We start from the raw sequence: 25723 nt of genomic DNA, 5'->3' as shown, positions 1-25723 counted from the left end.
CCTCAGGCCCCTTTAACCTTCCGACGATCATGTACCGTGGTCGCACGATCAACTTCACGAGTTTGCGTGGGAGCATTCTTCCAGATCGCTCGAAGTGCATTTTCTGTTTCTGCGGAGGCGACCTGTATCGAGAACAGCTTATGGACCATCTCAAATCCGGCCTCGCCGATCTTGCGAGCTTTCTCTGGATTGGACTTCACGTGCCGCAGCAGTTTGGACAGTTCCTCCATGACCGGATCCGCCCAGAGATAGCCTGGTGGATAAGGCGCTGCACCTTCGCCAACTTCAATCATCCTATGAGGAATGGCGTAGGCGGAGCCTTCAGCGATGAAGTCCTCGACGCCCCCAAACGCTGTCGCAATCACTGGTTTTTTCGCGAACATCGCCTCAATCACCGTCAGGCCCAGTCCCTCCGAACGGTGCGGAGAAACGTAGCAGTCAATCGACTGAATAAGCCCGTGGAGTTCATCGAGCGGCAGAATCTCGTTGATGATCCGAATATCGTTCCGGTGCCCGATCAGCGATGTGATGCGGGCGACGTTTTGATCATTTGCTGATGCATAGTTTAGTTTCAACGTCAGCGATGCGCCATCTGCTTCGCTGAACGCGTCGATATAGGCGCGAACAAGGCACTCCGGATTTTTCCGAAGAAAGACGCTGCTGGCATCAGCATTATAGAAAAAGGAGAAATCCTTTTCGGGTATACCGAAATGACTTCTTTCAATTTTCGATGTTTCAGGTGCGCCTATCGCTGGACGAATAACCCTTACCGGTGTCTTGGAAACAGCCCGTATCGATCGAGCCATGAATTCGCTCGCAACCCATATCTCGTCGAATCTATCGATGACCGGTTTCCACTCCGGCTTGACTGACAAGAGCTCCCAGTAGGGCAGGGCGATATTGAACGTGTCGTGGGTCGCGATGTCGCAGAGCGGTGGCGCATCCAGAAGCTTTGCATCATGGAGGATGTCCAGGTTTAGGTGGGTGATCGTGATTGGCTGGACGGCGCCGGACGCGAAATTCCCCTTAATCTTGTTTACGTGTTCGAAGCCCCGCGTCCAAGGATGGACGTTTATGGGCAGGCCGGTGGCGAGCAGGGCGTCATGGTAGCCTCTGGCGCTCACGCCCAAGCCGTTCACGATCTCCACTGGTGCGACGAAGTTTACGCCCAGGCGCGCTTTGGCGGGGCGCGTCCACCGCGGCGTTTCGGGGTTCGCCAGGCCGGGAGTTGAAGCGGCCAATTGCTGCTGCAGTGTTACGAGGTAGCTCTCCAGGTCGTGAAATTGTCTCTGGTCGATTGCGTTGCCGACTTCGACTCGGTTGGTCGCCGTCGTTGCAAAAGGATCGATTAGAGCGACGCGAGCCTGCAGCGCCTCCGCGCTTGCGCCGATCAGGCGTTCGAGAAGCCCTTCGCTGTCAAACCCGTTTTCGGAAGCGTGAGTGAAGAAGTCGAAAGCGTGAGGTGTCAGCCAGGATTTGACGACCGAGGGACGGAACCAGAAAGAACCGCCGCTAAAGTAGCCCCATTCTCCGGGCAGAGGTCTGCCGCTACAGATCTCCATTCCATCTTGAAGCTGTCGGAAAAGGCCGTCGCTCGTTGCGCTCGCACTCAGGTAGAAGGTTTTGGGCCCCGCAAGTCCGATCGTGTCGTCAAGCGCTAGGTTGTGCAGAGTTTGGGCGGACACGTTCCGCTGGCCGAGTAACGCCCTGCCCATAAGATAGGTGCGAAGCGCTCCATGCGATGGCGGTTGGATGGCGTTGAACCGGCAAACCCAACCCTCGTACTCGGCCAAGATCGGCAACGCGGCGAAGAAGCCTTCCGTCTCGTTCGTGGCGGGAATCAGGCGCGCTGTGGGCTGTTCCTCACGGATCGAGGCGACGACGGATTTGTCGCCCGCCGGATAGGTCACGAGCAATTCGTCGAAGAGGCACTGGTCGAGATGTTCCGCGACGCGTTCCCAGTCCTGCAGGTCGGCGACATGCACGAGAATGACCGTCCTAGGGCGTGCCGCCTCTGCAGTCAGAGGGATTTCGTGCCCTGCCTTCAGAGTCTGGAGATAGTGAGCCAGGGGGTCGGCGTTCGAGGCCGCGAGATGTTTATTGCGGGAAACATACAGCCGTGGATCGAACGTTGCGCTTGGCCAGAAGCGAGCGGAGCTTCCTTGTTCTACGTAAGAAGTAAGGGGATCTTCCTGTCCAATCTCGGGGTGCTGTCGGCGATACCACGCAGGATCGAAGACCGGATTGGGGCGAGCGCCTCGCCGGTGACCAAAACGCAGGTAATGGACCAGGGGGTTGTCTTTCCGGTGCGCGACCTCCGGGTTCTTTGACAGATAATAATGGGCGTCGAAGAGGGGGTGGGGGGCGCGACCCTCCACGCCGCCGTTGGACAGATAGTGCGAGAGAGGGTCGACTCTGGCGGCGGCGATGTCCGGGTTTGACTGGAGATAATAGCCCGGGTCGAACAATGGTGAATTTTTAAGCAGAGTCTCGTCGTCTTGGTAGAGCAACGCGTCAGTGGCTGCGACAAAACCACCGATGCAGTTTCGTCCCAGTCGGTCGTAGGCGGCGAGCACTTTCGGCCCGATCGCCGAATCTGCCATCGCTTCGATGAAGGGGGCGAGAGCTTCCGTCGATCCTGAAAGTGCGACAAGACCATCATCGCCAGACAGGTCGATCGCTGCCATGCCGGCGGGAAGCAGCGATCGATCGGATGTCAAGATAATCGCTTCGGGCGTGAGCTTCGTCGCCCAGGTCGACATGAACGCCTCGAGCCCAACCCCGGTGCGGAGGCGAACCAAATCTATCGAGTTGTCTTCAAATCCACGGGCGGCTTCGTCCGGATTCCGCAAGACCATCAATCGAGCGCCTCTACGAGTCATTAGATCGTCGGCGATGCGCGCGGATGTTCGGAGGCCGACGGTCGAAATCTCACAATTCGACTCGCCGGCTCTTACTGCAGAAATGAAATCTCCCGCGTCGGCGTCGATACCGAGTCCAAAGTCCAGCGCTTCTCGCGGCTTTAGGCGGGACGCCAGCCATGAGACCAGGGGGGCTCTGGCCCACGACCATTCATCCGCGCTCTCTGGGAGGGCGAAGGAGCTTGGCGAAAAACACCGTTGAAAAATCTCAGAGTTCATTGATTTCGCCGTCTGGCCCATGTCATTCTCATGGAAGTCGCAGGTTAAGGGCTATCGCTCATCTTCTCCGCCTCCGCAACCTTTTGATATGCGGTTGACAGCATTGGTGGGGTAGCGTTAGCCGTCGTTGCCGTTCCAGCGAAAATCACAGCAAGGAAAATTGCCTTGAAAGCCGTAATACTTGCCGGGGGTCTGGGGACACGTCTTTCGGAGGAGACTGACGTTCGGCCGAAGCCTATGGTCGAGATTGGTGGGCGGCCAATTTTGTGGCACATAATGAAAATTTATTCCTCGGCCGGAATAAATGATTTCATCATTTGTCTGGGCTATAAGGGGTATTATATAAAAGAATACTTCGCGAATTACTTTCTTCACCAGACGGATGTGACGATCGACGTTCGCGATAATTCGATCAAGTATCATGACAGCGGCGCTGAGCCTTGGCGTATCACACTTGTCGATACCGGCCTTGAAACCATGACTGGCGGTCGCTTAAGGCGTGTCGCGAAATATGTCGGCGATGAACATTTCTGCATGACCTATGGAGATGGGGTCGGCAGCATAGACATTGGAGCCCTGATCGATTTCCATCGTAAGGAGGGCCGGGCTGCGACGCTGACTGCGGTGCGTCCGCCCGGACGGTTCGGCGCTCTTGAACTGCGCGACGGCGGCGTGGATGCGTTCACCGAAAAGCCTAACGGCGACGGCAGTTGGATCAACGGCGGCTTCTTCGTGCTTTCCCCCTCTGTGCTGGAGCGGATCGACGGCGACGCGACGACCTGGGAGCGTGAGCCGCTTGAAGGTCTGGCCAGGGACGGCCAGCTTTCAGCTTTCCGGCATGAGGGTTTCTGGCAGCCGATGGATACGGTGCGGGATAAGCGATATCTCGAAGACCTCTGGAACCAGGGGAATGCGCCATGGCGGACGTGGTGAGCCCCTTTTCTTTCTGGGCTGGTCGTCGCGTCCTCCTGACCGGGCATACGGGCTTCAAGGGCGCTTGGCTCGCGCTATGGTTGGAGCGTTTAGGGGCGCAGGTCTTTGGCGTGTCCTTGGCGCCGACGGAACCGGGGCTTTGGGATGGGATCGGCCGTCCTGGCGCGTGTCTGGATTTTACGGATATCCGTGATGTCGCAGGACTGGAGCGAGCGTTCGCCGTCGCCAAGCCTGAAATCGTTCTGCATCTGGCCGCTCAGGCGTTGGTTCATCCGTCCTACGGCAATCCGGCGGAGACATTCGAGATCAATGTGGTCGGGCTGGCGAACGTCCTGGACGCCTGTCGCGCCTGCGAGACCGTCCAGGCCGTGGTCAATGTCACCAGCGACAAATGTTACGAGAATCGTGAGCAGTTGTGGGCTTATCGCGAAAATGAACCGATGGGCGGATCCGATCCGTACAGCGCAAGCAAGGGGTGTGCAGAGCTGGTTACGGCCTCTTATCGACGTTCCTATTTTTCTCGCTCAGGCGGAGCGCTTCTGGCGTCGGCACGCGCTGGAAACGTCATCGGCGGCGGCGATTGGTCTGCGGATCGTTTGATCCCAGACAGTGTGAGGGCGTTTTCCAAAGGCCAGCCGGTTCGTATCCGGAATCCATTGGCGGTGCGACCCTGGCAGCATGTACTGGAGCCGCTCAGCGGCTATCTGATGCTTGCCCAGGCCTTGGTCGAAAAGGGCGAGACGTTCGCCGAGGGCTGGAATCTGGGGCCCGTCGATGAGGATGCTTGGCCGGTTCAGAAGATTGTCGAAACCTTCTCTGCGGCCTGGGGCGATGGAGCCGGCTGGGAAGCGGACGACCGGAAATATGCGAAGGAGGCCTTCCTTCTGCGTGTAGACGCGAGCAAGGCCAAGGCCCTGTTGAAGTGGGGGCCTCGTCTTCGGATCGGCGATGCGCTCGTTTGGTCCGCTGAATGGTACAAGGCGGTTCTGAGTGGTCGCGACGCCCGCGAGATCACGCTCCGTCAGATCGAAGTTTATGAAGGATTGGCGTAGTGGTCATGAAATTCCAATGCCGTTTCTGCAACTGTTCCAATGGGACCACTTTCGCTGATCTGGGGATGTCTCCCGTTTCCAATGACTTTGTGCCCGTAGATCAGGCCGAATCCATGGAGCCGTTCTTTCCTCTTCATGCAATCGTCTGCAATGAGTGTTTTTTAGTTCAGCTGGGAGGGTTCGATTCTCCCGATCGACTGTTTAGAGACGACTATGCGTATTTTTCTTCCTATTCGGAGTCATGGCTTCGGCATGCGAAAAAATACGCGGACGAAGCCATCGCGCGCGAAGGTCTCAACGGCGGCTCCATCGTCGTGGAAGTCGCATCCAACGACGGCTATTTGCTGCGGTGGTTCAAGGATGAGGGCGTCCCCGTAATCGGCGTGGAGCCGACGGCGAACACCGCAAAGGTCGCGCTTGAAGTCCACGGCATCGAGTCGGAAGTCTCCTTCTTCGGCAAAGAGACGGCCCTGGCGATGCGGGAGAGAGGGGTTCAGGCCGATCTGATGGCCGCCAATAACGTATTGGCGCATGTGCCGGATTTGAATGACTTCGTTTCGGGTTACCCCATTCTTTTAAAACGTGGAGGCGTCGCGAACTTCGAGTTTCCGCACTTGCTGAAGCTCATGGAGCAGAAGCAGTTCGATACGATTTATCATGAACACTATTCGTACCTATCGTTCCATTTTGTAAGCCGGCTCTTCGAAGCGCACGCGATGCGTGTTTATGACGTCGAGGAATTGGACACGCATGGGGGATCCTTGCGGATATACGTCTGCCATGCCGACGACAGCGCCCGTCCTCAGAGCGATCGGGCGCGGGCGATGCTGGTGACCGAAAGCGCCGCCGGGCTCGAGGATGTTCGGACCTACGAGAATTTCAGCCGCGTTCCCACGGAAGTGAAGTGCGATCTGCTGGACTTTCTTGTGAGCGCCTATCGGGACGGAAAGACCGTGGCGGCCTATGGGGCGCCTGCGAAGGGCAATACATTGCTGAACTTCTGCGGCGTGAAGAGCGACCTGATCGCATTTACCGTTGATCGAAGCCCTCATAAACAGGGAAAATTGCTTCCTGGCACCCGTATTCCGGTGCTGGCTCCCGATGCCATCTCCGAGGAAAAGCCCGACTTCTTGTTGATCCTGCCTTGGAACCTGAAGTGCGAGATCATGGAGCAGATGTCGGTGATCCGAAGCTGGGGGGGGAAATTCGTTACACCCATTCCCAATGTTGCGATCCTCTAATTGAGACTCGCTCAGACATCTTTGCGAGGCGTGTTTCGGATACTGCCGGAGCCGATATCTGACGCACGCGGCTCTTTCGCTCGTTTTCATTGCGACGAGACGTTGGAGGGGGCCGGTCTTCTTGGTGTCTTTCCGCAGTCTAGCCTGTCGCGCAATACGCGACGTGGAACCGTACGAGGCATGCACTATCAGGATGCTCCGTATGCGGAGACCAAGATCGTGCGATGCGTCGCCGGTGCGGTTTTCGACGTCGCTGTCGATTTGCGGCCGGATTCGCCGACATTGGGCAAGTGGGTCGGCTTTGAACTCAGCGCCCAGAATGGAGAGGCGCTCTATCTGCCCGAGGGTGTGGCGCACGGTTTCCAAACCCTGGCCGACGATACCGACGTGCTTTACCAGATTTCGCCGCGTTTCATTCCCGGCAAAGGCAAGGGTGTGCGGTGGAACGATCCTGCGTTTGGCATCGATTGGCCGCTCGAAACGCTCGTTATCAGCGAGCGTGACGTCGCCTATCCGGATTGGCGTCCATGACAGTGCTTCTTACCGGGGCGAATGGCTTTATCGGCCGCAACGTCCATCGGCTATTGTTGGCCCGGGGGTGTGACGTCGTCGCCGTGTCGCGATCCATGCCCTCGAACGGGGATGGCCGATGGATTGAAGCGGACCTTCTGCAGCCAGGCGCCGCGGATTTCCTGATGGACCGCGTCATGCCGGACAGGCTGATCCATCTCGCCTGGAATGCTACTCCTGGAAAGTTTTGGCGTGCGGAGGATAATTTTGACTGGGTTTACGCCAGCGCCGATCTGGTCCGTGCCTTTTGGCGTGGCGGGGGTGGCCGCGCGGTCGTTGCGGGATCGTGTGCGGAATACGACTGGACCGGCAGCGGTTGTCTGGCCGAACAGTCGCTCAGATCGCCCGCCACGTTGTATGGTGCGAGCAAGGACGCGCTCAACAGGCTATTGTCATCTTTGGCCGCTCAGAATGGTCACCAACTGGCCTGGGCGCGCGTATTCTGGCTGTACGGGCCCGAAGAACCCCCGGGGAGGTTGGTTTCCGATCTGGCCGGCGGCTTGGCGCAGGGGGTGGCCGTGGCCTGTGGGGACGGTTCGTCGCAACGAGACTTCCTTCACGTCCACGACGTGGCGCGAGCCTTGGTCGATCTGGCGTGGAGCGATGTTTCGGGCGATGTCAATATTTCGTCCGGTCACGCCGTTCCTGTTTTGGACATCATTGAAAAGCTTGCTCAAATCTCCGGGCGCGCTGATCTTGTTCAACTGGGTGCGCGTGCGACACCCCAGGGTGAGCCTCCGGTTCTTTTTGGGCAAAATGAAATTCTATCCAATTATTTGAATTTCAAGCCAAATTATACCCTTGAAACTGGTCTCCGGTCGACTTTTGACTGGTGGAAGAACAATTATCCCAGTCGTTGAACGCGACGCAAGTATGCTCCATACGTGCTCTTGCCAAGCTTCTCGGCCAGTTCTTCCAGCTTGGCGGCGTCGATGAAGCCCTTCTGGTAGGCGACCTCTTCGGGGCAGGCGATCTTGAAGCCTTGACGCTTTTCGAGGACGCGGACGAACTCGGCGGCCTCGATCAGGCTATCGGGCGTGCCGGTGTCCAGCCAGGCGTAACCCCGGCCCATGATCTCGACCGACAGTTTGCCGCACTCCAGATAGATGCGGTTGACGTCGGTGATCTCCAGCTCGCCGCGCGGCGACGGCTTCAGGTTGCGGGCGATCTCGACCACGTCCTTGTCGTAGAAGTAGAGACCTGTGACGGCCCAGTTGGACTTGGGCGCCGTCGGCTTCTCCTCGATCGACAGGGCGCGCATGTCCTGGTCAAAGGCGACCACACCGTACCGCTCGGGATCATTGACGTGATAGGCGAAGACGGTCGCCCCCTCGGGCCGGCTCATAGCGCTGGTGAACAGGTCGGTGATGCCGTGGCCGTAGTAGATGTTGTCGCCCAAAATGAGGGCCGACGGATTGTCGCCGACGAAGTCCGCGCCGATGATGTAGGCCTGAGCCAGGCCGTCAGGGCTGGGCTGGACCGCGTATTGGATCTCCATGCCCCACTGCGAGCCATCTCCCAGCAGCGCCTGGAAGTTGGGCACGTCGCGCGGGGTGGAGATGATCAGCACCTCGCGGATCCCGGCCAGCATCAGGGTCGACAGCGGATAATAGATCATCGGCTTGTCGTAGACCGGCATCAGCTGCTTCGAGGTGACCAGGGTCATCGGATGCAGGCGGGTGCCCGATCCTCCGGCCAGGATGATGCCCTTCATGGGAGGGTCCTTTCGGCGTGGAGTTCGTGGACGATCTCGGCGACGGCGGCCTGCCAGGGGCGGGGCGCGATCCCGAAGTCTCGGGTCAGTTTCTCGGTCGACAGGCGCGAGTTCGACGGGCGCTTGGCCGGGGTCGGGTAGTCGGACGCGGGGATGGCCTCGACCGTGGCGGACGGGCCGCCGGTCGCGGCGCTGAGGGCGAAGATCTCGCTGGCCAGTCCGGCCCAGGTGGTCTCGCCGGCGTTGACGAACTGATAGACGCCGGTTGGAGCCTCCGCGTCGGCGATCATTGTCAGGGCGATGGTCTTCAGGGCGGCGGCGATGTCGCGCGCCGAGGTCGGGCAGCCGTGCTGGTCGCCCACCACCCTCAGGGCCGGCCGGTCGGCGGCGAGCCGCAGCATGGTCTTGAGGAAGTTGGCGCGGTGCACGCTCAGCACCCAGGCCGTCCTCAGCACGACCGAGCGGGGATTGCCGGCACGCACCGCCAGTTCGCCCGCCAGTTTGGAGGCGCCATAGACGCCCAGCGGTCCGACCGGATCAGTCTCGACATAGAGACCGTCCTTGGACCCGTCGAACACATAGTCGGTCGAGACCTGGATCAGCGGGATGCCGGCCTCGCGCGTCGCATCGGCCAGGACCGCCGGGCCCATGGCGTTGGCGGCGAAGGCGGCGGCGACCTCGGTCTCGGCCTTGTCCACCGCCGTGTGGGCGCCGGAGTTGATCACGGCCGCGAAAGGCGTGGCGGCGAAGGCGGCCCGGACCGAGGCGGCGTCGCACAGGTCCAGCTCGGCCCGCGTCGGGGCGTGAAACACGACGCCTTCAGGCCAGGCGGCGGCCTGGAGCTCCAGTCCCACCTGACCGGCCCCGCCCGTGATCAGGATGTGGACCGGATCAGCCATTGGCCACGCCCAGACGCTGGGTCGAATAGCGGGCGTCTAGAATGTCCTGCCACCAGGACTGGTTCTCCAAGTACCAGACCACGGTTCGCTCGATCCCTTCCTCGAAGGTCACCGAGGGGGTCCAGTCCAGGTCGGACCGGATCTTGGAGGCGTCGATGGCGTAGCGATGATCGTGGCCCGGACGGTCGGTCACATAGGTGATCTGGTCGGCGTACTGGCCCTCGGCCTTGGGCCGCAGCCGGTCCAGGATCGAACAGATGGCGGTGACCACCTCGATGTTCTTGCGCTCGGCGTTGCCGCCGACATTATAGGTCTCGCCGGGCGTGCCGGTCTCGAACACGGCCTGGAGCGCGCGGGCGTGGTCGTCGACGAACAGCCAGTCGCGCACGTTCGACCCGTCGCCATAGACCGGCAGGGGCTCGCCGTTCAGGGCCCGGATGATGATCAGCGGGATCAGCTTCTCGGGGAAATGATAGGGGCCGTAGTTGTTGGAGCAGTTGGTCACCAGCACCGGCAAGCCGTAGGTGTGCCCCCAGGCCCGCACCAGATGGTCCGATCCCGCCTTGGACGCCGAATAGGGCGAGCGGGGGTCATAGGGGGTGGTCTCGGTGAAGAAGCCATCCTCGCCTAGCGAGCCGAACACCTCGTCGGTCGAGATGTGGTGGAAGCGGAAGGCCGATTTGGCGGCCTCGTTCAGCTCGCGCCAGTAACCGAGCGCCTGGTTCAGCATGACGAAGGTGCCGACCATATTGGTCTGGATGAAAGCGCCCGGCCCGTCGATCGAGCGATCGACATGGCTCTCGGCCGCCAGGTGGGCGACCACGTCCGGCTTGAACTCCCGCAGAGCCTTGGACACGGCCTCGGCGTCGCAGATGTCGGCCTGGACGAAGGAATAGCGGTTGCTGGACGTCGCCGGCTCCAGCGAGCTGAGCACGCCGGCATAGGTCAGCTTGTCGTAGACTAGGACCTCATGGTCCGTATGCTCGATCAGCCGCCGCACCAGGGCCGAGCCGATGAAACCGGCGCCGCCGGTGACCAGAATACGCATCGAATGTCTCTCCGTCAGAGCGCGGTCAACGACGCGAGCGGCTGGCCATAGTAGTCGAAGGGACTGTCGAATTCGGCCAGGCTCACCAGAGCCTCATCCTTGTCGGAGAGAACCGCGCCCGAAGCCGGCAAGGGCCAGTCGATGCCGATCGTGGGGTCGTTCCAGACGATGCCCCCGTCGCAGTCGGGCGCATAGACGTCAGACACCTTGTAAGCGATCTCGACATCCGGCTCGAGCGTCACGAAGCCATGCGCAAACCCAATGGGCACGAACAATTGCTCGCGTCCCTCGGCGGTCAGCTTGACGGCCACATATTGCCCATAGGTCGGTGACCCTCGCCGCACATCCACGGCATAGTCCATGATGGAACCGCGCAAACAGCGCACCAGCTTAGCCTGGGCGTGAGGCGGGCGTTGAAAATGCAGGCCCCGGATCGTGCCCTCCGTCGCCGAGAACGACTGATTGTCCTGTACGAAACGCACGTCGATGCCTGCCGCCAGCGCCGAGGCTTCTGAATAGGTCTCCATGAACCAGCCGCGGGCGTCGCCAAATTGACGTGGACGCAGCAGGATAGGTTGTGAAGAAACGGGCATGAAATCCAGACTCAAGCAGGCTTGTCGCCCTGCGATACCGGATGATCTAGACCAGATTTCCTGCGATAGGGAGTGTATTGGTGCGTGGGGCCAAATCTTCCGTTCGGGTTGTCAGATTGCGACGATTGTTAAAGGTGATGGCAGATCGCCGTTTGCGTGCGGCGCGAAGCCGTGATGGCGCCGATGCAGGCGACAAAGCTCGGCATCGCAATCTTTGGAGCGCTGCAGCCGGTTACTATGAGCGTTATCTAGCTAAGCACCCAAACGATCTTGGAGTGCGAGTGCGTCTTGCCAACACCCTGAGGGAGGCCGGCGATTATCCTTCCGCCATCGCGGTCCTTCAGGAGGCTATGACGGCTCGTCCCGAAAAGGCTAGCATCCAACTCACGCTTGCGGACATATTGGATGAAGCTGGCTTTACTATTGACGCTGAAGCTATTCGAAAGCAGGCGACGGGTGCAGAACCGGTCTCGTCTAATCCTTCTGAATTGGGCGTCATCACACGCCCCCTCGCCCCAGCCAGTCCGGCAAGGCGGATCGAAATTCGAATTGATGCGCGAACTGGTGAAGAGCGCGGCTTGAACGCGACCCTCGCATCGCTGCGAGGACTGACATCGACGGATTGGCGCGCGACGATATCGGGGGGGGCGGGGCTCTTGGAGGATGTCGCCTCGACGGACCCGCGCGTGGTCTCCCCTCCGGAAAGTGCGCCGGATACTTTTGGGGGGCCGGTCTTTCTGATCAAAGCGGGAACCGTGTTGACGCCCGATTGTCTTAGCTGGCTGCTTTGGGCGCTCACCGACGAAGTGAGCGCTGTATATTGCGATCATGAAGAGGAGGACGTGAATGCAGTGATGCGCCCAATCCTTCAATCGTCTCCCCATTTACTAGATATTCTTAGCAACCCTACACCGCCTAGTTTGGTTCTTTACAGTTGTCTTGAGGGCAATATACACGAACGTGACGTGTTTTCTCAGTTGCGGAGAGCGTTTTCCAGAGGAACGGTAAGGCACGTTCCTCTGGTGTTGGGCTGTGTCCAGACGCCTGGTAGAGAAACGAATATCGGTTCTTCGTCGGCCCTCCAACGGGAAGTCGGTGGCCGGATACTCGTGGTTATTCCGACGCGCGAGGAAGGCGCGGCTTTGGACGTCATGTTGGCGTCGCTGTTCAGGCAGGCGTCCAATGGCGCGAAACTAGACGTCGTCGTCATCGACAATGGAAGCCAGGAAATCAGCACTTTGGATGTGCTGGAGCACTGGAGAAATAAAGGAGTGGAAGTTCTGCGGTGCGACGAACCGTTCAACTGGTCAAGCCTTAACAACACCGCCTGCGAAGGGCGGGAAAATCCTATTGTCGTCTTCGCCAATAACGACATGGAAATGCTGTCTGAGAACTGGGATCTGGAGGTTCGAAGACTTCTGGCTATCGAGGGCGTCGGGGTTGTTGGAGCGCGGCTTCTATACCCGAACGACCGCGTCCAGCACGCGGGCATCGTGATGGGGGCGTTGAACGGCGAACCTTTGCACGAAGGATTACGGGCCGGTCCGGACGAGCGCGGGCCGCTTGACCGGTGGGTGCGGCGCAGGCCGGCGACGGCCGTAACAGGAGCCTTTATGGCCATGCGCCGCTCGGTCTTCGACCAGGTCGGCGGTTTCGACGCCGAAAATTTCGCTGTGTCCTGCAACGACGTCGATTTCTGTCTCCGTGCAGGAGAGGTTGGGTGGACGATCCTTTATGCGCCTGAGTTGGTTCTGCGACATCATGAGTCTTTGAGCCGCGGCCATTCCAACACGGAAGCCAAACGACAGCGCGCCGCAGAAGAAATGGGGCGGTTGCTCGCACGTTGGGGTGATCGCGCTCGGTTTGACCCGACCCGTAATCCTCAATGGGAAGGACGCGGTATTCGTCTCTTCGCCGGGATGCGAAACCTTACGGCGGAGGAGGTGATGGATTGGGCGATCAAGACCGAAAGCCGCGCGCCCAATCAGACTGAAACGCCGACCTTGGCGTAAAGCGCGCGCAGCCTTGCATCATAGGCCTCATCGTTGAAGAGCGCCGCCTGTCTCTTGCCGCGAGATGAAGCGTCGCCGCGCCAGTCGGCATCCGCGTCGATGATGCGGATCGCTTGGCGCAGAGCATCGACATCGTAGGGATCGACCTGCATGGCGGCGTCTCCCGCCACCTCCGGCAGCGAACCCTGGTTCGACGTGAGTACAGGTGTTCCCAGGCTCATCGCTTCCAACACCGGCAGCCCAAACCCTTCATAGAGAGACGGGAAGAGGACGGCTCTTGCGCCTCGGATCAGACTGACCAAGGTAGCGAAGGACATATATTCATAGACATGGATGCGATCCGAACTGGGACCGCCGAGGGCCTTGACGTGACCTAGGAGCGCAGTCTCGGGTTCGCTCAGCCACCCTCGACCGCCGACGATCACGAGAGCCGTTTTCACGCCGGACGCGAGATAGGCCTCCACGACGCGACCGAGGTTCTTTTTTGGTTCGACCGCGCCGAAATGTAGGAAGTAATCGCCCCAGCTGAGTTGGAACGTCGCCTCCAGTTCGATGGCCACATCCCGCTCGGACCTTTCGGTCAAAGCCTTGGGCAGGCTGACGGCCTGGTAGGTGTTGGTGACCCTGTCTTCCGGAACGTCCAGCATGTGGATGACATCCTGACGTGTCGCCTCGGAGACGACGGCGATGTGGTCGGCGTGGCGCACGACCTCCCGGCACATGGCCATGAACACGGGCTTGTTGTGCAGGGTCGTATGCGGAAGGCGCAGCGGTATGAGATCGTGGATGGTGTAGATGTTCGGCACGTTGCGGGCTCGCAAGGGCAGCAGGGTCGTCCAGTGCATCACGCCGGGTGCCGGAGCGTCGCGAGTCTCGAACATAACGGGTGTGCCGCGTCCGTGCTTTTTGAAGGCCCGACTCGCGTGGAAGTACAGCTTGTCGCTCGCCCAAAATCGGTCCGCCCGAGGGCGGGCGTCGTCTCCTCCCGGCCAGATGACATCTTGGGAAATGGCGACGGGATGCGCGGTTCGCCCAAGCGGGCTAAGGCGCGTCCGAACGTCCCGTTCGACTTTCTGCATGAACCGGAGCGGTGTTGCAGGCCGCTCTGGATCAAGGATCGCGACCTCACCGAATGGCTTTACAGACGCTGGTGAGAGCGTGGGACCGAAAAGAGCCTCTGTCCGAAAGCCAAGGCGGCTAGCGGCCTCAAGCAGGTTTCGGCTGTAGGTCGCAATCCCGGTACCCTGCGACGCTGCGAGGTTGAAACCATCGACGCAGATCGAAGGTCGATTCGATTTCTCGCGAGGCGTTGTGGACATTCAGACTCATCTCGCGAAGCGGAGGCTTGTGGTGCTTGATCGGCCTAACATGGGCCGCGATTGAGTAGCCAGCGGCGCATTCAGCTTATTCCGAAGCTCTAGCAGACCCTTCCCGCGTGACACCCCCCCCGTCACCCGCTATCTCGCCCCGGTGATGAACGAAACAGAACGCCAGTCCGAGGAACGCAGCTGGGAGACGGCGAAGACGCTCGCCGAGGCCCTGCCGTATATTCAGGTCTATGACCGCGAGACCGTGGTCATCAAATACGGCGGCCACGCCATGGGCGAGAACGCCGTGGCGCGTCAGTTCGCGGCCGATGTGGTGCTGCTGAAGCTGATGGGGGTCAACCCGGTCGTGGTGCACGGCGGCGGGCCGCAGATCAGCGCCATGCTGGACAAGGCCGGGGTCAGGTCCAGCTTCGTCGACGGGTTGCGGGTGACGGATCCGGCGACGATGGAGGTCGCCGAGATGGTCCTGTCCGGCGCCGTGAACAAGGAGATCGCCCACTGGATCACCATGGCCGGCAAGGAGGCGGACGTGCGCGGCGTCGGTCTGTCGGGCAAGGACGCCGGCCTGCTGACGGTCGAGAAGACCCGCCGGACCAAGCGTGATCCCGACAGCATGATCGAGCACGAGGTCGACCTGGGCTATGTCGGCGAACCGACCAAGGTGGATCCCAAGCTGATCAAGGGCCTGATCGCGTCGGAGACCGAGGACTGGGTGCCGGTCATCGCCCCGATCGGGGTGGCCGAGGACGGCCAGACCTATAACGTCAACGCCGATACGGTGGCGGGCGCCGTGGCCGGGTCGCTGGGCGCCAAGCGGATGCTGCTGCTGACCGACGTGCCGGGGGTCAAGGGCGCGGACGGCGAGATCATTCGCCAGATGACGCTGGAGGAGGCGCAAGGCCTGATCGACACCGGCGTCGCCCACGGCGGCATGATTCCCAAGCTGGAGACCGCCATGGCGGCCGTGCGCGCCGGGGTCGAGGCCGTTGTCATTCTGGACGGCCGTCGGCCCCACGCCATGCTGGTGGAACTGTTCACCGAATTCGGCGCCGGCACCCTGGTGAAGGCGTCTTGATCGACCTGTCGCACGTCAACGCCTGGGTGTTCGACATGGACGACACCCTGTATCCGCGCGAGCAGGGTCTGATGTCCCTCGTCCAGGCGCGGATCAACGCCTATGTGGTCGAGGCGGTCGGCCTGGCGCCCCAGGAGGCGCGTATCCTGCAGCGCCAGTTTCTGGATGAACACGGCACCACCCTGGCCGGGCTGATGGCCAACTACACCATCGATCCCGAGGACTTCCTGAACGTGGTCCACGACGTGCCGCTGGACGGGGTGGAGCCCAATCCGCGCTTGGCCGAGCGTCTGAAGACCCTGCCGGGGCGCTGTTTCGTCTTCACCAACGGCGCGCGGGACTATGCGCATCGGGTGCTGGAGCGGATCGGCATCGCCGACTGTTTCGAGGGCGTCTTCGCCATCGAGGACGGGGATCTGACGCCCAAGCCCGCCCCATCGGCCTTTCGTCGCATGATCGAGCGGTTCGATTTCGAACCCCGTTGCGCCGCCTTCTTCGAGGATACGCCCAAGAACCTGGAGCCGGCCAAGGCCCTGGGTATGGCGACCGTCCTGATCGGCGACGGCCACGGCAAGCCCCTGGGGGACCATATTGACCGGATCGCCCCCGATCTTCTCGACTTCCTCAACGCCCTGACCTTCAAGGACGCCGCATGACCGACCTGTCGCATCTCGAATCCGTCATCGAGGCCGCGTGGGAAGACCGCGCCGACGTCTCGGCCGCCACCCATGGCGATGTCCGCGACGCGGTCGAGACCGCCCTGGCCCTGCTGGACTCCGGCCAGGCGCGCGTCGCCTCGCGCGGCGAGGACGGGGTCTGGACCACGCATCAGTGGCTGAAGAAGGCCGTACTGCTGTCCTTCCGCCTGAACGACAACCAGATCATGCGCGCCGGCGACCGCGGCCCGACCAGCCACGCCCCGGGCGTCGGCCCCTATTGGGACAAGGTGCCCAACAAGTTCGGCGACTGGGCCGCCGGCGACTATCAGGCCGCCGGTTTCCGCTCGGTGCCCGGCGCCATCGTCCGCCAGGGCGCCTATATCGCCAGGAATGTCGTGTTGATGCCGTCCTTCGTGAACATCGGCGCCTATGTCGATGAGGGGGCCATGGTCGACGCCTGGGCCACGGTCGGTTCCTGCGCCCAGATCGGCAAGAACGTGCACCTGTCGGGCGGCGCCGGGATCGGCGGGGTGCTGGAGCCGCTCCAGGCCAATCCCACCATCATCGAGGACGGCTGTTTCATCGGCGCCCGCGCCGAGGTCGCCGAGGGCGTGATCGTGCGCGAAGGCGCGGTCCTGGCCATGGGCGTCTATCTGTCGGGCTCGACCAAGATCGTCGACCGCGCCACGGGCGAGGTCTTCCGGGGCGAGGTTCCGGCCTATTCGGTCGTGGTGCCGGGCACCTTGCCGGATCCCAAGGGCGGCCCGTCGCTGTATTGCGCCGTCATCGTCAAGCGAGTGGACGCCCAGACCCGGGCCAAGACCGGGGTCAACGAACTGCTGCGCGACTGATCGCACACGAAAACGGAGGCGACCGCGCGGCCGCCTCCGTCCTTTATCCGGCCGACAGGATCAGGCGGCGGACTTCATCGCGTCCTTGTTGACTGCGGCGTCGGCGATGCCGGTCAGGTCTTCGTCGGTCTGGGACTCTTCCTGCAGGGTTTCGTCCAGCAGGGCGGCGGCGTCCTTCATGCCCAGCACCAGGGCCCAGCGCTTCAGGGTGCCGTAGCGGGTGATCTCATAGTGTTCCACCGCCTGTGCGGCGGCCAGCAGGCCGGCGTCGAGGGCGGGGTTATCCTTGTATTCTTCCATGATCTCCTCGCCCTCGGCCAGGATGCCTTCAATGGCGTCGCAGGTCTTGCCGCGGGGGGCCTTGCCGATGATCTCGAACACCTGTTGCAGGCGTTCGATCTGACCTTCGGTCTGGTCCTTGTGCTTCTCGAAGGCCGCCTTCAACTCGGGCGACTGAGCGGCGCGGGCCATCTTGGGCAGGGACTTCAGGATCTTGCGCTCGGCGTAATAGATGTCCTTGAGCGTGTCGTGGAACAGGGTGTCGAGGGTTTTCTCGGCCATGATCGTCTCTCGCAAATTGTGATGGGGCGCGGGGGCGCACCCCATCACAAGCGATCAGGCGGAGAACCGTTCCACTGTTCGGAACCGGGCTTGATGACCTGACCTAGGTCTTGCCATGCCTTAGTGCTTCATCCAGTTTCGCCCAAACAGAGTGGAGCAGTCCGCGCTCTTGCAGTTCCGTCATAGAGTCCCGTTCACTCTTGAGTTGCTCAACCAGACCCAAAAGACTGTCTTTTTCCTGCGTGAGGCGCACCCCCTCTGCCAGAGCCGCTTCAAGGGCGGATTCAAGTGCCGACCGCTGGTCGGCCCATGTCGCGGTCTGATCGGAAATTTGAGCGGCGAGCCCGTCTCGATCGGCTAGCGCCGAGGCGATACTCTGTTGCAAGGTGGCGCTCTCCTCGAGAGAGCCCCGCGCAGAATCCAAATTCTTCGAACATTCAGACAACTGTGCTTGCAGATTGTCGCGGTCGGCGGCAGTGGCGGCAAATTCTCTATTTAGATTTTCCCACTCAAGTGTAATTCGCGCAACCTCAGCTGCTATCTCCCCGTTTGCAACTTCCAGACTGACCCTCTGGCTATCCCAAGCGTCTGACTGTCTGGACAACTGATCGGAGATCGCAGTTTGTTCTTCTCTGATGTGTCTGACCTCTGCTCGATGGACGGCTCGGGCTCTTCCAGTATAAAATTCATGCCGATCCCACTCTTGAATGGCATCATTTTTCATTGTGTCGATAAAATCGACCGACATCTCTGAGAGGCAGTTTCCTTTGATTATTTTTACAAATTGATCTATTGTGTCAATAAATTCTTTATGAGATCCGACATCGACAAATGATGCGTCAAACACTTGTTCTGCGTCAGAAAGATCGATGTCGTAATCAATTATACTTGATATTCTGCCTTCTATATGAGATCTATATTCGCTATTGTTTGATAGCTTTGTGGGATCCACAACTAAATCGGCGCACTCGTACGCCTTAGAGTAAAGATGGATATGAAACACAAGGAATAAAATAAAAAGATTCTTGTCGTGAGGTAGGTTTTGCCGAGGTTCGAACCATTCATCTATGCTTCGGATAAATGGGTCATGTTTCGACGATTTAATCGTTCTGTCTATAGAGTTCAGGAAGTATGGATTCCCCGTTGCTGCTTGTCCACTATAGGACGCCCATTGATGAAATAGATTTCTGGTAAGAAGGATAGAGGTTCCGCCGTACGCCTTGCTTATTGCTGAAGCGCGACCAAGTGTTCTGGTGCAAGTTAGAACGGGTAGTTTTCCGTTATTTTGGGCCGCTCGAAGCAGGCTGTCTATGTGCAGGGTCTCTTCTAAGCTGAGCTGGCCCTCCAGACCTCCTGCCGGGATAAATTTATCATACGCCATCGACGCGTCGAAGGCCGAGAGCCCGCCACCTTCCTTGAGCAAGGGGAGATACTCCAAAAAATAGGGCGCTGAATGAGGATGGCTAGACGTCCATGACGAAGCGGATAGTGCGCTGGCGTCACGCTTGCCAAGTGAGGCCAGCGCCTCGTGGAATATCTCGTAGTAGGCCATGACGTGTGGCGTGGATCGCAGCTTCTGCCAAAACCAGGTGCTGGATGTCCTGAAGCTGGAATTTACGAATATAGGCCCACGCCCAGCATGATGCGTCAGTTGGCGTCGAGCGTTGACAGCAAACGCGCTGGGCGAAGAGAGGATTTCTTTTGGTCTCGTCCTCGCCAAATCCAGATCCGTCGAATCTCTGTCTTCCATCATACCGCCCATCGAACTGAAACCTCAGATTACTCGCACAAATTTGAAATCTTCAAGGTGCTTGGCGGACTTGCGGCGATCTGAGCGTAGCCTCGACATGAGCGTATAGTTCAAGATCGTACCGATTGCTTTCGACAATCCGCTTCACCACTGAGGGCGATATATCCGGGAGGGCAGGCCGATTCGGCGTGACGTTCAGAGGGTGTAGTAGCGTGCCGTCCATTTCCGGAAACACGTCGCCAAGGCGTTCCATGTCCGATACAAGATGCTCCTGTCGGCCGACCCAAACGCAGTCTTCGACAGTCCGCCGAGCCCGAATCAAAGACGCGTCGAGATCGACCTCTTTGTTGAAGACGTGGTCGCCAAGCTGTCGGACTTGACGGTTGAATATATTGCGGAAGAGGATCGCGTCATCCAACGCAAAGAAGGCTTCTACGTCATGATCACGGGCGGCGACGACGTCCGGACTGTTGTTTTCTGTTATACGCCGCGCGAAATAGTACCAGGACAGACAGCGTTGTATCGGGTCACGAACGATCGTGAAGAGTGACGCGCCCGGAAAATGCCGGCGAGCATCCGTTATGCTTATATGTCCGGCTACGATCCTGTGGTGACGAAGCGCCTGGACTTCGCTCGGCGGCATAAGTGAGGCGGGGAAGCCGGGACTCACGGCGCCGTCTCCGAAACCCCTGGACAGGGCGTCACGAAAGCTGGTGCCTGCGGTTTTGGGAATGTGAAGAAAAACCGCGCTGACTTGATCGGCTTCTGAGCCTTCTGCCCCCCCCATATTCATCTTTTCTATTCCACGCGCTTCAGATCCGGCGGGGTCGCTTCGTCGGTCAGGAGGCGGATCGCCTCCTCCACCGTCACAACCGTCTGGGCCTGGGAGCCCAGGCGGCGGATGGCGACCAGGCCCTGCTCGGCTTCCTGGCGGCCGACCACGGCGATGACGGGCAGCTTGCCGACCGAGTGTTCGCGGACCTTGTAGCCGACCTTCTCGTTGCGCAGGTCGATCTCGGTGCGCAGGCCCGCCGCCTTGAACCGGGCCATGACGTCGCGGGCGTAGTCATCGGCGTCCGAGGTGATGGTGGCCACCACCGCCTGGACCGGCGCCAGCCACAGGGGGAAGGCGCCGGCGTAGTTCTCGATCATGATGCCGATGAACCGCTCGAACGATCCCAGGATCGCGCGGTGCAGCATGACCGGCCGGTGCTTCTGGCCGTCCTCGGCGATGTAGGTCGCATCCAGCCGCTCGGGCAGGACATAGTCCAGCTGGATCGTGCCGCAGGTCCATTCCCGGCCGATGGCGTCCTTGACGATGAAGTCCAGCTTGGGCGCGTAGAAGGCGCCGTCGCCCTCGGTCACGACCGGCTCGGTCCCGGCGGCGCGGGCGGCCTCGGCCATCAGGGCCTCGGCCTTGTCCCAGAACTCGTCGGAACCGGCGCGGTTCTCCGGGCGGGTGCCCAGGCTGATATAGGCGGTCTCCATGCCCAGGTCGGCGTGGACGCTGCGGGCCAGTTTGATGAACTCGGCCGTCTCCTCGACGATCTGGTCCTCGCGGCAGAAGATGTGGGCGTCGTCCTGGGTGAAGCCCCGCACCCTCATCAGACCGTGCAGCGAACCCGACGGCTCATAGCGGTGGCAGGCGCCGAACTCGGCCATGCGCAGCGGCAGTTCGCGATAGGAGCGCTGGCCCTGGTCGAAGATCTGCACGTGGCCGGGGCAGTTCATCGGCTTGAGCGACAGGGTCTCGCCCTCGACCGTCTCGCAGACGAACATGTTGGGGCGATACTTGTCCCAGTGGCCGCTCTGTTCCCAGAATTTGCGGTCCAGCACCTGGGGCGTCTTGACCTCGACATAGCCGGCGGCGTCCAGGCGGCGGCGCATATAGGCCTCCAGCACGCGCCACAGGATCCAGCCCTTGGGGTGCCAGAAGACCATGCCCCGGCCCTCTTCCTGCATGTGGAAGAGCTCCATCGCCTTGCCGACCTTGCGGTGGTCGCGCTTCTCGGCCTCTTCCAGCCGCTGCAGATAGGCGTCCAGGTCTTCTTTGGTCGCCCAGGCGGTGCCGTAGATGCGCTGCAGCTGTTCGCGCTTGGAATCGCCGCGCCAGTAGGCCCCGGCCAGCTTGGTCAGTTTGAACGCCTTGCCGACATGGCGCGTCGAGGGGAAGTGCGGCCCCCGGCACAGGTCGATCCAGTCGCCCTGCTTGTACAGGGTGATGGTCTCGTTCTCGGGCAGGTCCTTGATCAGCTCGGCCTTGAACTTCTCGCCGCGCGCCTCGAAGAAGACGATGGCCTCGTCGCGGTCCCAGACCTCGCGCTCGAACTTGGCGTCGCGGTCGACGATCCGGCCCATCTCCTTTTCGATGGCGGCGAAGTCGTCGGTCGAGAAGGGCTCGTCGCGGAAGAAGTCATAATAGAAGCCGTCCTCGATGGCCGGGCCGATCGTGACCTGGGTGCCGGGGAACAGGGTCTGGACGGCTTCGGCCAGGACGTGGGCCGTGTCATGGCGGATCGTATAGAGGGCGGCGGGATCGTCGCGCATGATCAGGCGGAAGTCGCCGCCCGTCTCCAGCACCCGACCCATGTCGCGCTGCTCGCCGTTCAGCTCGGCCAGCACCGCCTTCTTGGCCAGGGACGGCGAGATCGAGGTCGCCACGTCGCGCGCCGTCGAACCGGCCGGATATTGGCGCACGGCGCCGTCGGGGAATTTCAGATCGATCATGACTGTTGTTCTTTTTCGTCAGTCTTTGCAGGCGGAACCGGGTCATAGCCCGAGCCGCCGAAGGGATGGCATTTACAGAGGCGGCGCACGGTGAGCCATCCCCCCTTGAGCGGTCCGTGCTGGATCAGGGCGTCGCGCCCATAGTCCGAACAGGTCGGCAGAAACCGGCACTGTTGGCCGATCAGGGGGGACAGCGTCAGCTTGTAGCCCCGATGGGCCGCGCGGACGCCGCGTTCATAGAGAGACATATGTCCCTTCGCCGGGGGCTGGATGGGTTCGCCGCGCTTATCCCCTGTCATCGCAGGGGGATCAACCGCTGAGAGCCCGTCAGGCCGCGCCGGCGAGACGAGTTCGTTCCGCCAGGGCCTGGTTCACGGCCTCCAGCGTCGCCTCGACCGCCACCAGGGTGGAGGCGTGACGCGCCGGATAGTCGGCGACGGGCCTCAGCACCCGCAGATCCTCGAACCGGCCGATGGGGCCTTCGCCGCCGGATTTCAGCATGGCCGACAAGGCGTCGCGCGCCTCGGCGATCTCTGCGGCCGCAGCCCCGATCACGGCCTGGCCCAGCACCCCGGCGGCCGCCTGGCCCAGGGCGCAGGCCTTGACGTCCTGGGCGAAGTCGACGACCCGGCCCTGGTCGTCCAGCGTCACATCCACCGTCGCCCGCGACCCGCACAGTTTGGCCACCCGCTCACCGGTCCCGCCCGGCGCCGCCAGCCGCCCCGCATAGGGCAGGTTCGCCGCCAGCATCAGGATGCGCGCGCTGTAGAGATCGTCGATCATGGTGCGAACATAGGACGACAACCGCGCCCGCGAAACCTCCCTCTCCCCTGCAGGGGAGAGGGAGAACGGCGGCCTACGACTGGATCGGCAGGAAGATGTCCGTGACGGCCTCATGCTCCGGTACGTCGGGGAAGAAGCTGACGCGTTGGGCGAACAGGGGGAAGTCGCGAAGCTCGTGTCCGCTGCGCGGCAGCCACTGCCCATAAAGCCAGGCGGCCGAGGCGCTCAGATCGTCGCCGCCGCCGACCTGTCGCAGCACCGCACAGCGTCCGGCGGGGATGACGCCGGCGACCACGCCCGCCGCGTTCGGCAGGATCGCGCGCGGGGTGGCGGCGCACAGATCGATGCGATGGGGCGCGGCGGCGTCATCCTCGGGCTCCGTATGGAAGATGTTGAAGGTGGCGCTGATCTTCGGCGGCAGGCCCGCCGCTTTCCGCCAGGCGATGAAACGACGGATCGTGTCGCCGATGTGGGCGGGATCGCCGCTGTGCGTCAGCAGGCCGACGGCGGTTTCCGGGAAGTCGAGAATGCGAACCTCGGCTTCGGTGGGTGTGGTGGGTGTCATGGTCTGGCTCCGGGCTTGGGTGAGCGGCGTCTGGGCCGCAAGCCAGGGCGTCCAGCGGGGCGCTCTTCGGAACTCGGTCGGGCTCTGGTCGAAATGACGTCGGAAGGCGCGGCTGAACGCCTCCGGCCCCTCGAACCCGCTGTCGAGCGCGATCTCCAGCACGCTGGCCCCGTCACGAAAGGCCAGCCGGTAGGAGGCGCGCTTCATCCGCTTCAGTTGGACGTACCGACCGACGCTGATCCCGAACAGCGAAGAGAACTGCCGCTGGAAATGGTGTCTGGAAAAGGCGGACGCGTCGCTCAGCAGCTCCACGTTCAGATCCGCCTCCAGGTTTTGGTCGATGAAGACCAGAACCCGGCGCATCCGCGCATGATAGTTGTCGATGACGCTTCGGCTCATCCGCACCTCCCTGGCACGGCTGGAGATACGGAAAGAGGGGCGGCCGAACCTGACCCGGAATGCTCAGGTCTCGATCGAGAACCCAAGCGCCCCGTCGGCCTCCACCTCCAGCCGCGCCTGGGCGTAGTCCGCCAGTGTCGGCAGCGACGTCTCCAGCGGATGGGTCCAGGCGGCGGTGATGACCACGACGTCGGCGCCGGCGGCTTCGCCGGCCTTGATCCCGGCCTCGGCGTCTTCGAACACCAGACAGTCCTTGATATCGACGCCCAGGGTTTGGGCCGCCAGCAGATAACCCGAGGGGTCCGGCTTGCCGCGCTCCACCCGTTCGGCGGTGATCATGACGGCGGGCGGCTCCACCCCGGCGGCGCCCATGCGAGCGCGGGCCAGCGGCACGCTGGCCGAGGTGACCACGGCCCAGCGGTCGGGCGGCAGGCGTTTGAGGAAATCAAGGGCGCCGGGAATGGGGACGACCCCGTCCACATCCTCGATCTCGCCGCGCTCGACCCAGGCGGCCTCCGCAGCCAGGTCGATGTCCTGCAGGTTCTGGCGGCGGATGGTGTCGGGCGCGCGCACGCCGTGAATGGTGGGAATGAAACGCGCCACGTCCAGGCCGTGCCGCTCGGCCCAGCGGGTCCAGACCCGTTCGGCGGCCGCGGTCGAACTGATCAGGGTGCCGTCCAGGTCGAACAGGAAGGCCTGATAGGTCTTGGGCGTGTGGGGAGAAGCCATGCGCCTATCCAGCACGGGTCTGGACCGGGGGCAACCGGACGCCGGCCAGCCCCCGTAATGACGCTGGTTCGCCGCCTGTGTTTTCAACGGCTTGACGAAATCTCGCGGCCATCGACCTGTCGGTCTTCCGATCCGTGCGATCCTGGATGGGGTGTGATCGCCGCAGGGGCGGCCAGAGTTCGGATGAGGGAGATTTCAGACGATTCAGACAATTCAGACTATGTTTTTGTGAGTCTGAAATCGCGGCTCAACCGCCCTGAAGCGAACTCCAGGTCCGGGCCGTGTCCGGCGTCGTCCCGCCCGAGGCCGCCGCGCCGCCGGCGGAATTGCGCGCCTGCAGCCATTGCAGGCTCTGTTCGGCCTGTTCGGGCGGCAGTTCGCGGCGCAGGATCTGTTCGGCCTCGCCCATCTTGCCCTGAAGGCCCACCACCATGGCCAGGTTCTGGCGCACCCGGCTGGAGGCGGCGGGCTGGGCCGCCGCACGCCGCAACAGGGTCTCAGCGCCCGGCGCGTCGCCGCGGGTCAGGGCGGCCGTGGCGGCGTTGGTCAGGACGTCGGGATTGTCGGGGGACAGGACCAGGGCCTGGTTCCAGGCGGCGTGGGCGTCGTCGAACCGCCGCACCTGTTCATAGGCCACGCCCAGCAGCGAATAGGCCCGCCAGTCGCGCGGCGCCAGGTCGCGCGCCTTCTCCAGCGGAGCGACGCCGTAGAAGGCCTGGCCTCGGGCGATATGGGCGCGGCCCAGCTCCAGCAGGGCGTCGAGATTGGCCGGCTGGACGGTCAGCACCCCCTCGGCGGTCTGGACCGCCTGGTCGTACCGCCCCATTTCGCGCAGGGCCTGGGCCAGTTTCACCCCGGCCACGGGATCGGCCGGATTGATCTCCTGCTCCCCGGCCCAGAAGACCGAGCGCGACAGGGCGTCCATCCGCTCATAGGCGGCGCGGGTCTCGGCCGGGGCCGGGGTGCGGCCCTGTTGGGCGGGGGCGGGATCGGCCGCAAGCGCCGGTGCGGCCGACAGGCTGAGCAGGGCGGCGGTTGCGAGAAGGGCGGGCATGGGCGACATGGGTGGAGTCCTGACGGTCCTCGGTCGCCCC

The 25723-nt window shown here is 61.9% G+C and carries 24 protein-coding genes and 1 pseudogene; 10 read left to right on the top strand and 15 right to left on the bottom strand.

The annotated features are described in order from the left end of the window. Positions 1–2 precede the first annotated feature (2 nt). Entirely contained in the window at positions 3–3161 is a 3159-nt protein-coding gene (locus AC1RSI_RS03200) for a glycosyltransferase family 4 protein (protein ID WP_492322634.1), read from the bottom strand. Between the two features lie 144 nt (positions 3162–3305). On the opposite strand from AC1RSI_RS03200, the gene rfbF reads away from it, so the two are divergent. From rfbF to AC1RSI_RS03175, 5 genes are read left to right on the top strand one after another with little or no spacing between them, the layout of a single operon-like run. Continuing rightward, a complete protein-coding gene (gene rfbF, locus AC1RSI_RS03195) occupies positions 3306–4073 on the top strand; it encodes a glucose-1-phosphate cytidylyltransferase (protein ID WP_492322633.1) in 768 nt (255 codons plus the stop codon). Further along, the gene (gene rfbG, locus AC1RSI_RS03190) at positions 4058–5125 is read left to right on the top strand and encodes a CDP-glucose 4,6-dehydratase (protein ID WP_492322632.1); all 1068 of its coding nucleotides are present in this window, start codon (positions 4058–4060) and stop codon (positions 5123–5125) included. Before rfbF ends, rfbG begins: the two co-directional genes overlap by 16 nt. Before the next feature lie 5 nt (positions 5126–5130). Continuing rightward, positions 5131–6366, top strand: coding sequence for a methyltransferase domain-containing protein (locus tag AC1RSI_RS03185; protein WP_492322654.1), 1236 nt, complete (start codon positions 5131–5133; stop codon positions 6364–6366). Then, entirely contained in the window at positions 6367–6897 is a 531-nt protein-coding gene (rfbC, locus tag AC1RSI_RS03180) for a dTDP-4-dehydrorhamnose 3,5-epimerase (protein WP_492322631.1), read from the top strand. After that, positions 6894–7796, top strand: a complete 903-nt coding sequence (locus AC1RSI_RS03175) for an NAD-dependent epimerase/dehydratase family protein (RefSeq protein WP_492322630.1) — start codon at positions 6894–6896, stop codon at positions 7794–7796. The genes rfbC (AC1RSI_RS03180) and AC1RSI_RS03175 overlap by 4 nt, the downstream gene beginning before the upstream one ends. On the opposite strand, the gene rfbA is transcribed toward AC1RSI_RS03175, so the two are convergent. The 4 genes from rfbA to rfbC (AC1RSI_RS03155) are packed head-to-tail and all read right to left on the bottom strand — an operon-like array spanning position 7781 to position 11205. Further along, positions 7781–8650 carry a glucose-1-phosphate thymidylyltransferase RfbA gene (gene rfbA, locus AC1RSI_RS03170; protein ID WP_492322629.1) on the bottom strand — a complete coding sequence of 290 codons (870 nt, stop codon included), beginning with the start codon at positions 8648–8650 and terminating at the stop codon, positions 7781–7783. The genes AC1RSI_RS03175 and rfbA overlap by 16 nt on opposite strands. Then, the gene (gene rfbD / locus AC1RSI_RS03165) at positions 8647–9549 is read right to left on the bottom strand and encodes a dTDP-4-dehydrorhamnose reductase (protein ID WP_492322628.1); all 903 of its coding nucleotides are present in this window, start codon (positions 9547–9549) and stop codon (positions 8647–8649) included. The genes rfbA and rfbD overlap by 4 nt, the downstream gene beginning before the upstream one ends. After that, on the bottom strand, positions 9542–10597 hold the full coding sequence (gene rfbB, locus AC1RSI_RS03160; protein WP_492322627.1) for a dTDP-glucose 4,6-dehydratase: 1056 nt from the start codon (positions 10595–10597) through the stop codon (positions 9542–9544). Before rfbB ends, rfbD begins: the two co-directional genes overlap by 8 nt. A 14-nt stretch (positions 10598–10611) precedes the next feature. After that, complete coding sequence (gene rfbC / locus AC1RSI_RS03155; protein ID WP_492322626.1) at positions 10612–11205, bottom strand: dTDP-4-dehydrorhamnose 3,5-epimerase; 594 nt, start codon at positions 11203–11205, stop codon at positions 10612–10614. 266 nt (positions 11206–11471) lie between these two features. Here rfbC (AC1RSI_RS03155) and AC1RSI_RS03150 point away from each other — a divergent pair, with 266 nt between their 5' ends. Further along, entirely contained in the window at positions 11472–13202 is a 1731-nt protein-coding gene (locus AC1RSI_RS03150) for a glycosyltransferase (RefSeq protein ID WP_492322625.1), read from the top strand. Here AC1RSI_RS03150 and AC1RSI_RS03145 read toward each other — a convergent pair. Further along, a complete protein-coding gene (locus AC1RSI_RS03145) occupies positions 13175–14521 on the bottom strand; it encodes a glycosyltransferase family 4 protein (protein ID WP_492322624.1) in 1347 nt (448 codons plus the stop codon). The two genes, AC1RSI_RS03150 and AC1RSI_RS03145, sit on opposite strands and share 28 nt — an antisense overlap. Before the next feature lie 154 nt (positions 14522–14675). On the opposite strand from AC1RSI_RS03145, the gene argB reads away from it, so the two are divergent. From argB to dapD, 3 genes are read left to right on the top strand one after another with little or no spacing between them, the layout of a single operon-like run. Beyond that, positions 14676–15605 (top strand): acetylglutamate kinase, encoded by a 930-nt coding sequence (gene argB / locus AC1RSI_RS03140; protein WP_492322623.1) that lies wholly within the window; start codon positions 14676–14678, stop codon positions 15603–15605. Further along, on the top strand, positions 15602–16261 hold the full coding sequence (locus tag AC1RSI_RS03135; protein ID WP_492322554.1) for a pyrimidine 5'-nucleotidase: 660 nt from the start codon (positions 15602–15604) through the stop codon (positions 16259–16261). The genes argB and AC1RSI_RS03135 overlap by 4 nt, the downstream gene beginning before the upstream one ends. Then, a complete protein-coding gene (gene dapD, locus AC1RSI_RS03130) occupies positions 16258–17115 on the top strand; it encodes a 2,3,4,5-tetrahydropyridine-2,6-dicarboxylate N-succinyltransferase (protein WP_492322622.1) in 858 nt (285 codons plus the stop codon). The genes AC1RSI_RS03135 and dapD overlap by 4 nt, the downstream gene beginning before the upstream one ends. 60 nt (positions 17116–17175) lie before the next feature. On the opposite strand, the gene AC1RSI_RS03125 is transcribed toward dapD, so the two are convergent. Beyond that, the gene (locus AC1RSI_RS03125; RefSeq protein ID WP_008261550.1) at positions 17176–17676 is read right to left on the bottom strand and encodes a YciE/YciF ferroxidase family protein; all 501 of its coding nucleotides are present in this window, start codon (positions 17674–17676) and stop codon (positions 17176–17178) included. Between the two features lie 103 nt (positions 17677–17779). Then, positions 17780–19228 (bottom strand): hypothetical protein, encoded by a 1449-nt coding sequence (locus AC1RSI_RS03120; RefSeq protein WP_492322621.1) that lies wholly within the window; start codon positions 19226–19228, stop codon positions 17780–17782. Positions 19229–19691: 463 nt separating this feature from the next. Here AC1RSI_RS03120 and AC1RSI_RS03115 point away from each other — a divergent pair, with 463 nt between their 5' ends. Further along, the gene (locus AC1RSI_RS03115; protein ID WP_492322657.1) at positions 19692–19976 is read left to right on the top strand and encodes a hypothetical protein; all 285 of its coding nucleotides are present in this window, start codon (positions 19692–19694) and stop codon (positions 19974–19976) included. A gap of 3 nt (positions 19977–19979) precedes the next feature. Here the strand turns inward: AC1RSI_RS03115 and AC1RSI_RS03110 are convergent. The 7 genes and pseudogenes from AC1RSI_RS03110 to AC1RSI_RS03080 form a co-directional block, all read right to left on the bottom strand. Next, positions 19980–20213 (bottom strand): annotated as a pseudogene (locus AC1RSI_RS03110) (hypothetical protein); the annotation flags it as partial. Between the two features lie 11 nt (positions 20214–20224). Then, on the bottom strand, positions 20225–22153 hold the full coding sequence (thrS, locus tag AC1RSI_RS03105; RefSeq protein WP_492322620.1) for a threonine--tRNA ligase: 1929 nt from the start codon (positions 22151–22153) through the stop codon (positions 20225–20227). Beyond that, positions 22150–22401 (bottom strand): membrane protein insertion efficiency factor YidD, encoded by a 252-nt coding sequence (gene yidD / locus AC1RSI_RS03100; protein WP_008261575.1) that lies wholly within the window; start codon positions 22399–22401, stop codon positions 22150–22152. The genes thrS and yidD overlap by 4 nt, the downstream gene beginning before the upstream one ends. A 79-nt stretch (positions 22402–22480) precedes the next feature. Next, a complete protein-coding gene (locus AC1RSI_RS03095; protein ID WP_492322619.1) occupies positions 22481–22936 on the bottom strand; it encodes an iron-sulfur cluster assembly scaffold protein in 456 nt (151 codons plus the stop codon). Positions 22937–23009: 73 nt separating this feature from the next. Next, on the bottom strand, positions 23010–23900 hold the full coding sequence (locus tag AC1RSI_RS03090; protein ID WP_492322618.1) for an AraC family transcriptional regulator: 891 nt from the start codon (positions 23898–23900) through the stop codon (positions 23010–23012). A gap of 63 nt (positions 23901–23963) precedes the next feature. Next, positions 23964–24629 carry an HAD-IA family hydrolase gene (locus AC1RSI_RS03085; protein WP_492322617.1) on the bottom strand — a complete coding sequence of 222 codons (666 nt, stop codon included), beginning with the start codon at positions 24627–24629 and terminating at the stop codon, positions 23964–23966. A 247-nt stretch (positions 24630–24876) separates the two neighbouring features. Then, positions 24877–25692, bottom strand: coding sequence for a tetratricopeptide repeat protein (locus tag AC1RSI_RS03080; RefSeq protein ID WP_492322616.1), 816 nt, complete (start codon positions 25690–25692; stop codon positions 24877–24879). Positions 25693–25723 lie beyond the last annotated feature (31 nt).

This window comes from Brevundimonas sp. GW821-FHT10E09 (assembly GCF_058809375.1).
This window is presented reverse-complemented; position numbering and strand designations above follow the sequence as displayed.